This window comes from Caballeronia sp. LZ016 (genome assembly GCF_031450805.1).
Classification (GTDB): Bacteria; Pseudomonadota; Gammaproteobacteria; order Burkholderiales; family Burkholderiaceae; genus Caballeronia.
On the sequence record NZ_JARTVY010000002.1, the window covers coordinates 1,090,776 to 1,103,271 of the forward strand.

Annotated in this window: 7 protein-coding genes, 2 tRNA genes and 2 rRNA genes; 6 read left to right on the top strand and 5 right to left on the bottom strand. The window is 59.3% G+C overall.

Annotated elements, in window-relative coordinates; genetic code table 11:
* Positions 1–137: 137 nt before the first annotated feature.
* The 5 genes from P9220_RS18600 to P9220_RS18620 form a co-directional block, all read right to left on the bottom strand.
* Positions 138–3,020: ribosomal RNA gene (locus P9220_RS18600) — 23S ribosomal RNA — on the bottom strand.
* Positions 3,021–3,305: 285 nt separating this feature from the next.
* Positions 3,306–3,381: transfer RNA gene (locus P9220_RS18605), tRNA-Ala, on the bottom strand.
* A 44-nt stretch (positions 3,382–3,425) separates the two neighbouring features.
* Positions 3,426–3,502 (bottom strand) — tRNA-Ile (locus tag P9220_RS18610).
* 61 nt (positions 3,503–3,563) lie between these two features.
* A 16S ribosomal RNA gene (locus tag P9220_RS18615) occupies positions 3,564–5,095 on the bottom strand.
* Together the 16S and 23S rRNA genes with 2 tRNA genes alongside form the textbook arrangement of a ribosomal RNA operon.
* Before the next feature lie 411 nt (positions 5,096–5,506).
* A complete protein-coding gene (locus P9220_RS18620) occupies positions 5,507–5,851 on the bottom strand; it encodes a DUF4148 domain-containing protein (protein WP_309766621.1) in 345 nt (114 codons plus the stop codon).
* 246 nt (positions 5,852–6,097) lie between these two features.
* Here P9220_RS18620 and P9220_RS18625 point away from each other — a divergent pair, with 246 nt between their 5' ends.
* The 6 genes from P9220_RS18625 to P9220_RS18650 all read left to right on the top strand — a co-directional run bounded on the left by P9220_RS18625 (position 6,098) and on the right by P9220_RS18650 (position 12,293).
* Positions 6,098–7,060: an HlyD family efflux transporter periplasmic adaptor subunit gene (locus P9220_RS18625; protein WP_309766622.1), complete on the top strand. Its 963-nt coding sequence runs from the start codon at positions 6,098–6,100 to the stop codon at positions 7,058–7,060.
* Complete coding sequence (locus tag P9220_RS18630; RefSeq protein WP_309766623.1) at positions 7,057–8,013, top strand: ABC transporter ATP-binding protein; 957 nt, start codon at positions 7,057–7,059, stop codon at positions 8,011–8,013. Before P9220_RS18625 ends, P9220_RS18630 begins: the two co-directional genes overlap by 4 nt.
* A complete protein-coding gene (locus P9220_RS18635) occupies positions 8,010–9,152 on the top strand; it encodes an ABC transporter permease (protein WP_309766624.1) in 1,143 nt (380 codons plus the stop codon). Before P9220_RS18630 ends, P9220_RS18635 begins: the two co-directional genes overlap by 4 nt.
* 11 nt (positions 9,153–9,163) lie before the next feature.
* On the top strand, positions 9,164–10,579 hold the full coding sequence (locus P9220_RS18640) for an efflux transporter outer membrane subunit (RefSeq protein WP_309766625.1): 1,416 nt from the start codon (positions 9,164–9,166) through the stop codon (positions 10,577–10,579).
* Between the two features lie 79 nt (positions 10,580–10,658).
* On the top strand, positions 10,659–11,444 hold the full coding sequence (locus P9220_RS18645; protein ID WP_309766627.1) for a DUF1835 domain-containing protein: 786 nt from the start codon (positions 10,659–10,661) through the stop codon (positions 11,442–11,444).
* Positions 11,445–11,504: 60 nt separating this feature from the next.
* Complete coding sequence (locus P9220_RS18650; protein ID WP_309766629.1) at positions 11,505–12,293, top strand: hypothetical protein; 789 nt, start codon at positions 11,505–11,507, stop codon at positions 12,291–12,293.
* Positions 12,294–12,496: the final 203 nt, after the last annotated feature.

Below are 12,496 nucleotides of genomic sequence, written 5' to 3' on the forward strand. Positions count from 1 at the left end.
GGCACAACCAATCTGGGAAGAAGTAGATTCGGTAGTGACTGTTGGGCACAGTCGCGTCACTCAACCGGCGTGCCCCCTTCGGGGGTTGCAGTGAGTAAGCGCTAAAGCGCTAACTCACTGCGAAACACACTGGTTATAGGATCAAGCCTTACGGGCAATTAGTATCAGTTAGCTCAATGCATTACTGCACTTACACACCTGACCTATCAACGTCCTGGTCTGGAACGACCCTTCAAGGGGCTCGAAGCCCCGGGGATATCTCATCTTAAGGCGAGTTTCCCGCTTAGATGCTTTCAGCGGTTATCTCTTCCGAACATAGCTACCCGGCGATGCCACTGGCGTGACAACCGGTACACCAGAGGTTCGTCCACTCCGGTCCTCTCGTACTAGGAGCAGCCCCCTTCAAATATCCAACGCCCACGGCAGATAGGGACCAAACTGTCTCACGACGTTTTAAACCCAGCTCACGTACCTCTTTAAATGGCGAACAGCCATACCCTTGGGACCGGCTACAGCCCCAGGATGAGATGAGCCGACATCGAGGTGCCAAACACCGCCGTCGATATGAACTCTTGGGCGGTATCAGCCTGTTATCCCCAGAGTACCTTTTATCCGTTGAGCGATGGCCCTTCCATACAGAACCACCGGATCACTATGACCTGCTTTCGCACCTGCTCGACTTGTCGGTCTCGCAGTTAAGCACGCTTATGCCATTGCACTATCAGCACGATTTCCGACCGTACCTAGCGTACCTTCGTACTCCTCCGTTACGCTTTGGGAGGAGACCGCCCCAGTCAAACTGCCTACCATGCACTGTCCCCGATCCGGATCACGGACCAAGGTTAGAACCTCAAACAAACCAGGGTGGTATTTCAAGGACGGCTCCACCGAAACTGGCGTTCCGGTTTCATAGCCTCCCACCTATCCTACACAGATCGGTTCAAAGTCCAATGCAAAGCTACAGTAAAGGTTCATGGGGTCTTTCCGTCTAGCCGCGGGGAGATTGCATCATCACAAACACTTCAACTTCGCTGAGTCTCGGGAGGAGACAGTGTGGCCATCGTTACGCCATTCGTGCAGGTCGGAACTTACCCGACAAGGAATTTCGCTACCTTAGGACCGTTATAGTTACGGCCGCCGTTTACCGGGACTTCAATCAAGAGCTTGCACCCCATCATTTAATCTTCCGGCACCGGGCAGGCGTCACACCCTATACGTCCACTTTCGTGTTTGCAGAGTGCTGTGTTTTTATTAAACAGTCGCAGCCACCAGTTTATTGCAACCTCTTCACCCTTCTGGCGCAGGCCAGTCAAGCTACAGAGGCGTACCTTATCCCGAAGTTACGGTACCAATTTGCCGAGTTCCTTCTCCCGAGTTCTCTCAAGCGCCTTAGAATACTCATCTCGCCCACCTGTGTCGGTTTGCGGTACGGTCATCGTTAGACTGAAGCTTAGAGGCTTTTCTTGGAACCACTTCCAATTGCTTCGCTTCCGAAGAAGCTCGCGCCACACCCTTGAATCCTGTGCCCGGATTTGCCTGAGCACCTTCTCCAATGCAGCGACCGGGACGTCCAACACCCGGACAACCTTCCGCGATCCGTCCCCCCATCGCATCTAACAATGGTGCAGGAATATTGACCTGCTTCCCATCAGCTACGCATTTCTGCCTCGCCTTAGGGGCCGACTCACCCTACGCCGATGAACGTTGCGTAGGAAACCTTGGGCTTACGGCGAGGGGGCTTTTCACCCCCTTTATCGCTACTCATGTCAGCATTCGCACTTCCGATACCTCCAGCATGCCTTTCGACACACCTTCGCAGGCTTACGGAACGCTCTCCTACCACACGTACTTGCGTACGCATCCGCAGCTTCGGTGACTGGCTTGAGCCCCGTTACATCTTCCGCGCAGGACGACTCGATCAGTGAGCTATTACGCTTTCTTTAAAGGGTGGCTGCTTCTAAGCCAACCTCCTGACTGTTTTAGCCTTCCCACTTCGTTTCCCACTTAGCCAATCTTGGGGACCTTAGCTGGCGGTCTGGGTTGTTTCCCTCTTGACACCGGACGTTAGCACCCGATGTCTGTCTCCCGTGATTGCACTCTTCGGTATTCGGAGTTTGCTATGGCGTAGTAATCCGCAATGGACCCCACAACCATGACAGTGCTCTACCCCCGAAGGTGATACACGAGGCACTACCTAAATAGTTTTCGGAGAGAACCAGCTATTTCCAAGTTTGTTTAGCCTTTCACCCCTATCCACAGCTCATCCCCTAACTTTTCAACGTTAGTGGGTTCGGTCCTCCAGTACGTGTTACCGCACCTTCAACCTGGCCATGGATAGATCACTTGGTTTCGGGTCTACGCCCAGCAACTGATCGCCCTATTCGGACTCGCTTTCGCTACGCCTGCCTTAATCAGTTAAGCTCGCTACTGAACGTAAGTCGCTGACCCATTATACAAAAGGTACGCCGTCACCCCTTGCGAGGCTCCGACTGTTTGTATGCATGCGGTTTCAGGATCTATTTCACTCCCCTCCCGGGGTTCTTTTCGCCTTTCCCTCACGGTACTGGTTCACTATCGGTCGATCACGAGTATTTAGCCTTGGAGGATGGTCCCCCCATCTTCAGACAGGATTTCACGTGTCCCGCCCTACTTGTCGTACCCCTAGTTCTTCCACGCTGCTTTCGCTTACAGGGCTATCACCTGCTATGGCCGCACTTTCCAGAGCGTTCAGCTAACAATGCAGATAAAGAGTACAGGCTCTTCCCATTTCGCTCGCCACTACTTTGGGAATCTCGGTTGATTTCTTTTCCTGCGGTTACTTAGATGTTTCAGTTCACCGCGTTCGCTCCACATGACCTATGTATTCAGTCATGGGTGACCCATACGGGCCGGGTTTCCCCATTCGGACATCTTCGGATCAATGCTCGTTTGCCAGCTCCCCGAAGCTTTTCGCAGGCTACCGCGTCCTTCATCGCCTGTGATCGCCAAGGCATCCACCACATGCACTTGTTCGCTTGACCCTATAACGAGTGCGTCTCTCATCGAGCCACATCCGCCATAGGCTGAGTTTTCGCGTTGTGCCGTATTCCAAGTCATCATTAAGATCACTTTTCATACTCGATACAATCACTACCCTGAACCTGCTACTCACGCCCATCTCTAAGCGCTTTCCCAGATTCTCTTTACTACTTCTTCCAGATTGTTAAAGAACGTTTAGCCGACAAGCGTGTTTCAATACTTGCGACATCAACTGGCTAGCAATCGCCAATGCTTAACGCTTACCCGAAGCGCTAGGCATTGAGGATTGGTGGAGGATGACGGGATCGAACCGACGACCCCCTGCTTGCAAAGCAGGTGCTCTCCCAGCTGAGCTAATCCCCCGATGAGGCCTGACTAAGGTGTTGCCCAGCCACGCCTGATTCGGATGGTGGGTCTGGTTGGATTCGAACCAACGACCCCCGCCTTATCAAGACGGTGCTCTAACCGACTGAGCTACAGACCCTTAGCCTGTCTTTCTGACAGCCGATAAGCGTGAGCGCTTAACTTTAAGCGCGAAGCTCGAGAAAGGAGGTGATCCAGCCGCACCTTCCGATACGGCTACCTTGTTACGACTTCACCCCAGTCATGAATCCCACCGTGGTAAGCGCCCTCCTTGCGGTTAGGCTACCTACTTCTGGTGAAACCCACTCCCATGGTGTGACGGGCGGTGTGTACAAGACCCGGGAACGTATTCACCGCGGCATGCTGATCCGCGATTACTAGCGATTCCAGCTTCACGCAGTCGAGTTGCAGACTGCGATCCGGACTACGATCGGTTTTCTGGGATTGGCTCCACCTCGCGGCTTGGCAACCCTCTGTTCCGACCATTGTATGACGTGTGAAGCCCTACCCATAAGGGCCATGAGGACTTGACGTCATCCCCACCTTCCTCCGGTTTGTCACCGGCAGTCTCCTTAGAGTGCTCTTGCGTAGCAACTAAGGACAAGGGTTGCGCTCGTTGCGGGACTTAACCCAACATCTCACGACACGAGCTGACGACAGCCATGCAGCACCTGTGCGCCGGTTCTCTTTCGAGCACCCCCACCTTTCAGCAGGGTTCCGACCATGTCAAGGGTAGGTAAGGTTTTTCGCGTTGCATCGAATTAATCCACATCATCCACCGCTTGTGCGGGTCCCCGTCAATTCCTTTGAGTTTTAATCTTGCGACCGTACTCCCCAGGCGGTCAACTTCACGCGTTAGCTACGTTACTAAGGAAATAAATCCCCAACAACTAGTTGACATCGTTTAGGGCGTGGACTACCAGGGTATCTAATCCTGTTTGCTCCCCACGCTTTCGTGCATGAGCGTCAGTGTTGGCCCAGGAGGCTGCCTTCGCCATCGGTATTCCTCCACATCTCTACGCATTTCACTGCTACACGTGGAATTCTACCTCCCTCTGCCACACTCAAAGCCTGCCAGTCACCAATGCAGTTCCCAGGTTAAGCCCGGGGATTTCACATCGGTCTTAACAGACCGCCTGCGCACGCTTTACGCCCAGTAATTCCGATTAACGCTCGCACCCTACGTATTACCGCGGCTGCTGGCACGTAGTTAGCCGGTGCTTATTCTTCCGGTACCGTCATCCTCCATCCATATTAGGGACGAAGTTTTCTTTCCGGACAAAAGTGCTTTACAACCCGAAGGCCTTCTTCACACACGCGGCATTGCTGGATCAGGGTTGCCCCCATTGTCCAAAATTCCCCACTGCTGCCTCCCGTAGGAGTCTGGGCCGTGTCTCAGTCCCAGTGTGGCTGGTCGTCCTCTCAGACCAGCTACAGATCGTCGCCTTGGTAGGCCTTTACCCCACCAACTAGCTAATCTGCCATCGGCCGCCCCTGCAGCGCGAGGTCCGAAGATCCCCCGCTTTCCTCCGTAGATCGTATGCGGTATTAATCCGGCTTTCGCCGGGCTATCCCCCACTACAGGACACGTTCCGATGTATTACTCACCCGTTCGCCACTCGCCGCCAGGCCGAAGCCCGCGCTGCCGTCCGACTTGCATGTGTAAGGCATGCCGCCAGCGTTCAATCTGAGCCAGGATCAAACTCTTCAGTTCAAACCCTGTTACTGTTTTTCGGTTCCGTTAGAAACCGGTCGCTCACTCAACGTACTGACGATGATTAATCCGTCAGAAGACAGATAAACCTTCCTCTTAATACTTCGTGTGAGACTCTTGATTACTTTTGCTTGTCGCTCCAGCACCTAAGCACCAGAACCGCACTCGCCATCAAGCGCCCACACTTATCGGCTGTTAGTTTTTAAAGAACATTCGCTAGACCTTCCCGCTTCGTCTTGCGTCGCTGCGTCAGCAGCAGAGAACGAGATTATGTCTGGGCAGCAACAAGAGGTCAACCCCCTTTTCTCAATTATTTTTCTTCTCGTCTCCGCTGCTCAATAAAGCGGCGCCAGCCACCGATTAACGACCGACCGCCGCCGCCACCACACCGTATGCTTCAGAACGAAACGCTCAGCTCCCGAAGAACGGCACGCAAAATCCGGCCGGCCCTACGCAAGTCGACGCGGACGATGCGCCGCGCTGCATCGTTCCCGAGGCCCCTTCGCCCGACTGCATGCCCCCGTACGATTGGCTGGCCGCGCTCTGCTGCGCGGCGACCCTTGCCTCAGCCGCCTGAATGTCGGCGGGATAAGTGGCATTTTCTCCCGCCGCCGTTGAATACCCGGCGGCCTGGAGTTGCGCCAGCTCGGCCCGGACTTGCGCGCGAGTGAGCGGCGCGCTATTGCTCTGCGCGAAGGATAAGGCCGGTGCGACGATCGCGGCAACCGACACGACGACTTTGGCGATGCTATTCATGATAAAGAGACTCCGACATAAGGTTGAGTGAGATCGCGCGCGATTCGCAAACCTCATCGAGCGCAGAGGGCGATGCCCGCTGCATCCGATTCGCTCGACCCGGGATTCAAGCATCGAGGTTCGCTTGGTTAACCCGCGCACATCGCGATCTATTCCCGGGGGCCTTGCTTGACAGCCGTGAATCGCGTCACGTATTGTTTGGTAGACCAACCAAACAACCCGGACGAGTAACCCAGGGAGCGAGCGATGCTCCGGATTTTTCGCGTTTCACTCTGTTCATGTGTGCTTGCCGCGACGCTGCTCGCGGCGTGCTCGCGTGAAGACCCCAACTTGTTTCAGGGCTACGTCGAGGGCGAGTTCGTCTATGTCGGGTCGTCGCAGGCGGGCAAGCTCGTCGACTTGTCCATCGCGCGGGGACAGACGATAGCGGCGGGAACCCCATTGTTCGCGCTGGAATCCGCCGATGAGACCGCAGCCCTCGATCAGGCGAAACGGCAACTGGCCGCGACGCAATCGCAACTCGAAGACATACTCACCGGCAAGCGCGCGCCCGAAGTCGCATCCGTGCGAGCGCAGCTCGCGCGGGCACGGGCGAACGCACGCAAGGCCGCGCTGCAACTGAGCCGCGATGAAGCGCAATACGATGCAGGCGGCATCCCGAAGGGACAGCTCGACGACTCGCGCGCCAACGCGGACGCCACTGCCGCGCAGGTGCGCGACCTGACGGAACAGGTCGATATCGCGCGTTTGCCTGGACGTCCGCAGCAGATCGCGGCGCAGCGAGCGCAAGTTGCAGCCGCCGAGGCTGTCGTCGCGCAAGCGCGATGGAAGCTCGATCAGAAGCGTGTCGCGGCCCCCGCCGATGGCCTCGTGTACGACACCCTCTATCGTCCTGGCGAGTGGGTGCAGGCAGGCAGTCCCGTCGTGCAGATGTTGCCGCCCGGGAACGTCAAGGTGCGCTTCTTCGTGCCGGAACGCGTGGTCGGTGCGCTGGCTACCGGACGTGCCGTGTCGATTCATTGCGACGGCTGCACCGCCGATGTCGCCGCGAAAGTTACCTACATCTCGCAGCAAGCCGAGTACACGCCGCCCGTCATCTACAGCAATGCAAGCCGGGCCAAGCTCGTCTTCATGATCGAGGCGCACGCCAATGCAGCCGATGCGCGCACGCTGCATCCGGGCCAGCCCGTCGCAGTGAGGCTGCCATGAGCGAGCCGGCCGGCAAGCATGAACCGCAGTACGTCATCGACGTGCACAAGCTCAACAAGCACTTCGGCGACAAGCACGTCGTCAACGATGTCTCGCTGCAAGTCGCGCGCGGCGAAATCTTCGGCTTTCTCGGGCCGAACGGAAGCGGCAAGACCACGTCCATACGCCTGATGTGCGGCCTGCTCACGCCTGATTCAGGCAGCGGCACCTGCCTCGGCTACGACATCGTGCGCGAAAGCGAGCAGATCAAGCGCAACGTCGGCTATATGACGCAACGCTTCTCGTATTGGGAAGACCTGACCATCCGCGAGAACCTCGACTTCGTCGCGCGCATCTATCAGATGCCCAATCGCCGGCAAGTGGTGGACAGTTCGCTCGAATCCCTCGGCCTGCAGAGCCGCGCAAACCAGTTGACCGGATCGCTTTCGGGCGGCTGGAAGCAACGTCTCGCGCTCGCTGCATGCATGCTGCACCAACCCCGGCTGCTCCTGCTCGACGAGCCCACCGCCGGCGTCGATCCCACCGCGCGTCGGGACTTCTGGGAGGAGTTGCATCGGCTGGCTGCGAACGGTATCTCGGTTCTGGTCAGCACGCACTACATGGACGAAGCCGAGCGCTGCCACAAGCTCGCCTACATCGCATACGGAAAGCTGCTTGCACAAGGCACCGCGAACGAAGTGATCGCATCGCAAGGGCTCGCGACATGGCGCATCCATGGCGACCAGTTGAGCGCACTCTCGGAACGGCTGCGCAAGACGCCGGGCATCGATCAGACCGTCGTGTTCGGCTCGACGCTGCATGCAAGCGGCAGCGACCATGCCGCGCTCGAGCGCGCAATCAGCGATGCAGTGAAGCACACCGCGTTGCGCGCCGAGCAGATCGACACGGGACTCGAAGACGTGTTCATCTACCTGATGAGCCGCTCGACCGATAACTTCAAGGCGAAGTCATGAGTGCGCGCAACGGTTTCTCGCTGATGCGCTGGTGGAGCATCGTGCTCAAGGAGTTCCTGCAACTGCGGCGCGACCGGATCACGTTCGGCATGATCGTCGGCTTGCCGATCGTGCAGCTCGCGCTCTTCGGCTATGCGATCAACACCGATCCGAAGCACTTGCCCACTGCGGTCATCGCCGGGGAATCCAGCCCGTTCACGCGGAGCTTCATCGCCGCGATGCATAATTCGGAGTACTTTTATATCGTCGAAACGCTTCCCGATGACGAAGCCGGCCGGCGCGCGCTCGCACAAGGCCGCGTACTGTTCGTGCTGAACATTCCGACGGATTTCTCGCGCAAGCTCCTGCGCGGAGAACGTCCCGCATTGCTCCTCGAAGCGGACGCGACCGATCCCAACGCGGTCAGCAAGGCAACGAACGCGCTGAACGGCCTCGTTCGCTCTGTCGCGTCCAAAGACATCACCGGCCCGCTTGCACCGCTCAATGGCGCGCCCGCCGCATTCGACGTACGCGTCCACAATCTCTACAACCCCGAAGGCATCACGCAATACAACGTGGTGCCGGGCCTCATGGGCGTGATCCTGACGATGACCCTCGTGATGATGACGGGCCTCGCCATCACGCGCGAACGCGAACGCGGCACGATGGAGAATCTGCTTGCAACACCCGTGCGTCCTGTCGAAGTGATGACGGGAAAGATCGTGCCTTATGTGTTCATCGGACTGATACAGGCGACGATCATTCTCGTGGCGACGCGCTTCGTCTTCGGCGTTCCATTGATCGGCAATCCCGTCGCCATCTATCTGGCTGCGCTGCTCTTCATCGCCGCGAACCTGACGGTCGGCATCACGCTGTCGTCGCTTGCGCAGAATCAGTTGCAGGCCATGCAGCTCACCGTCTTCTATTTCCTGCCGAATATCCTGCTGTCCGGCTTCATGTTCCCGTTCTCGGGCATGCCGAAGTGGGCGCAATTCATCGGCAACCTGTTGCCGCTCACCTATTTCAACCGTCTCATTCGCGGCATTCTCCTGAAGGGAAACGGCTGGGCAGACTTGTGGCCGTCCGTGTGGCCGATGGCGCTTTTCACGCTGATCGTCATGGGTATCGCGCTGCGTTTCTACAAACGCACGCTCGACTAGGAGACACGCCGATGAAAACCAGACTAGCCGTATGCGTGCTCTTGCTCGGCGGCTGCACCGTCGGCCCGGACTTTCACGCGCCCGCCGCGCCCGATACGCAAACCTACACGCGAAGCGCGTCGCCCGCTTTGCCGATTGCCGATCACGCGCTACCGCAATGGTGGAAGCAATTCGCATCCGATGCGCTGAACCGCCTCGTCGATGAGGCATTGCGCAACAGCCCCACGGTCGCGCAAGCCCGCGCGCGGCTGACGCAAGCGCGCGAGGACTACCGGGCGCAAGCGGGCGCCGCCTATTATCCCGCGGTCGATGCTTCGCTCTCCGGCTCGCGGCAGAAAGTGGACCCCGCCGCGTTCGGCGTGCCGGTGCCGAGTCCCGGTCCCTTCACGCTATACGATGCATCGGTGAACGTGACGTATTCGCTCGACCTCTTCGGCGGCGACCGGCGTGCGCTCGAAGCACTGCGCGCGCAAGTCGACTATCAGGCGTTCGAACTCGATGCAGCCCGCCTGTCGATTGCAGGCAACGTCGTTTCGACCGCCATTCGACGGGCATCGTTGCAGGCCCGGATCACGCTGACGCAGGGCATCGTGGATGCGCAGGCGCAGCAGCTTTCGATCATGGAAGCGCGCATGACGGCCGGCGGCGTGTCACGCTTCGATGTGCGCAGCCAACGCACGCTCGTCGAGCAAACGCGCGCGAGCCTGCCCGCACTCCTCGCCGAGCGCGATGCAGCCGATCACCGGCTCGCGATTCTGCTGGGCGTCGAGCCGTCGAACGCGGACTTCGACGCGCTCACGCTCGATACCCTGCGCGTACCCGATGACGTCCCGCTTACGCTGCCGTCGACGCTCGCCCGCGAACGCCCCGACATTCGCGCGTCCGAAGCGCTGCTGCATCAGGCGAACGCGAACGTCGGCGTGGCGACGGCAGACCTGTATCCGAAGTTCTCGCTATCGGCGAGCGCCGGCTCGCAGCGCACGAATATCCACGACATGTTCGACAGGATGAACGTGTGGAACATCGGACTCGGCCTGTCGCAGCCGCTCTTTCGCGGCGGCGAGCTGCGTGCGAGAAAGCGCTCGGCGGAAGCCGCCCGCGACGCCGCGACGAGCGCGTATCGCGAGACCGTGCTCGGCGCGCTTCAGCAAGTCGCGGATGCGTTGACCGCGCTGCAAAACGATGCCCACGCCGTGCGCGCCCGCGATATCGCAGCGAACGAGGCGCAAGCGAACCTTGCGACCGCCCGTGCACGCTTCACGGCAGGCGGCGTGAGCCGCTTCGATATGCTCGATACGCAAAGACAGGCGCTGCAAACGCAGCTCGATCGCACGATCGCCCATGCAAGCCGTCTTGCCGATACGGCTGCTCTCTTCCAGGCGCTGGGCGGTATCGAGAGCGAGACGATGAACTCACGCGCCCACTAAATTCGAGATGAGGATTCGGCTATAGTCAGCGCCTTTGCGCCGGCTGCACCGGCAGGCGCGTAGCTGAACGGAGGAGCTCATGAAACCCATCCATCACCTGTGCCAGGGCGGTTCGGCTGCGGCAATGTTGCGCGCGTCGTTGCGCGAGCCGGTCATCGAGATACTGGACGATGGCTCGATCGGCCCGCTCGCCGATGTCGATACGGACGCGCCCGACGCCCGCGTTGCCTTCATGAAGGCGCTCTTCGCATGCGGCGGTTTCGACCACGAAGACGAAGCGAAGATGGACTGGTACGGCGAGCTGCGCGACATGAATCGCCGGTTCGGTCAGCTCGTACGCGATGCATCGGAAGTCGTGATCTGGGCGGAGCACGCCGACGCAGAGCAGGCGCTGCGCCGACGCGCGCATTGGTGGCTCAGGGATGCCGCCGTGACAGTCAGCGAGATCGACGTGAGCCTGCGCGACATCGCGCGCTCGATACCGAAAGGTCAGGCGCTTGCGCTCGACATCGATCAGGCGGCCTCGCTCGTCTCCGCGCGCACGCCGTGCACGCCGGCAATGCGCGCGCAACTCGCGAACGACTGGGCCGCGCTCAAGCAGGACGGCGATGCCGTGCGAGTCTGTGAAAGCGGGCGTCTCGTGTCGTATCCGATCGATCGCTACGACGCCGAATTCGCTGCGCTCGCCAGCACGGCGCCGGTCAAGCTGCTGAGCGGCGAGCTGCTCGGCGCGGCGATGCATCGTTCTGGACGCAGCGATCTCTTCTGCAAATGGCGATTCGCGCAGCTTATTGCGCAGCAGAAGCTCGCGGTGACTCAAGGCGATCTGCGCAATCTCGATTCCGTCTGGGTGGCGGCAAACTAAAGCGACAACGGGAAGCGGCAGACGGATCTGCTAAGAACAACGAACCATAACGACAACACCATGACCGACTTGCTGTTGAGCCTTTATTCCGAATTTTCTTTCCTCGGCATTGGGGCGCATGTGATCATCGCCTTGTTCTTCGCCTACCATGCCGTCCGTAATCGCCAGGAGATGTACTGGCTGTACATCTTGTTCGTGTTTCCGTTGCTGGGTAGCGTCGTATATTTCTTCGCGATCTACTTGCCCGATCTGAAGCATTCGCATCGCGCGCGTGCCGCAACCCGCACCGTCACGCGATTCATCGACCCGAACCGGGCCGTGCGAGAGGCGCGCAACGATCTGGATCGCGCGCCGAGCGTGCAGCATCGTCTACGGCTCGGTCAGGCGCTGCTCGCAGCGGGCAAGGCGCAGGAGTCGCTCGAACATCTCGAGCAAGCGGCAAGCGGTCCATTCGCCGATGACCCCGCACTGTTACGCACGCTCGCCGATGCGCAGTTCTCGGCGCAACAGCCGGCAGCCGCGAATGCCACGCTCAATAAGCTCTTCTCGATCCTGCCGGCCGCGCGGCAGGAGCCGGAGGCCAGCCTGCTGCATGCGAGAACCCTTGCGGCATTGCAATTGCCGGAAGCTCGCGACGCGTTCGAACGCGCCCTTACGTGCGCAAGCGACGCGGCGCCGCGCTGCTTGTACGGGGAATGGCTGCTCAAGCGTGACGACGCGCAAGACACAACGCGCGCCAAGGCGCTTTTCGCCGACATCCTGCGCGACGCCCAACACTGGCCGCGCTACGCTAAGCAGCACAACCGCGAGTGGATCGACCGGGCGCGGGCGGCAACGGCGAAGGCATAAGGACGACCGATGCCGAAGAACGCTGCGGACCTCGACACTTACCGCGAGCGCCGCGCCGCCCGAGCCGCAGACGGCGCACGCATGAACAAGAGCGCGCTCCATCGAGGGGATGGCCTCCCGTTCGCGCCACCGATCGTCGACCGGCATCCTGCCTCGATTCGGAAATTCCGCGTCTTCGCTGTAGCCAGCCGCCTGTCCTCCGC

What these genes read in the sequence shown, in the direction of transcription:
- P9220_RS18645 (WP_309766627.1), top strand. Translation starts at nt 10,659, where the DNA reads ATGAAACCCATCCATCACCTGTGCCAGGGCGGTTCGGCTGCGGCAATG.
- P9220_RS18625 (WP_309766622.1), top strand. Translation starts at nt 6,098, where the DNA reads ATGCTCCGGATTTTTCGCGTTTCACTCTGTTCATGTGTGCTTGCCGCG.
- P9220_RS18650 (WP_309766629.1), top strand. Translation starts at nt 11,505, where the DNA reads ATGACCGACTTGCTGTTGAGCCTTTATTCCGAATTTTCTTTCCTCGGC.
- P9220_RS18620 (WP_309766621.1), bottom strand. Translation starts at nt 5,851, where the DNA reads ATGAATAGCATCGCCAAAGTCGTCGTGTCGGTTGCCGCGATCGTCGCA.
- P9220_RS18640 (WP_309766625.1), top strand. Translation starts at nt 9,164, where the DNA reads ATGAAAACCAGACTAGCCGTATGCGTGCTCTTGCTCGGCGGCTGCACC.
- P9220_RS18635 (WP_309766624.1), top strand. Translation starts at nt 8,010, where the DNA reads ATGAGTGCGCGCAACGGTTTCTCGCTGATGCGCTGGTGGAGCATCGTG.
- P9220_RS18630 (WP_309766623.1), top strand. Translation starts at nt 7,057, where the DNA reads ATGAGCGAGCCGGCCGGCAAGCATGAACCGCAGTACGTCATCGACGTG.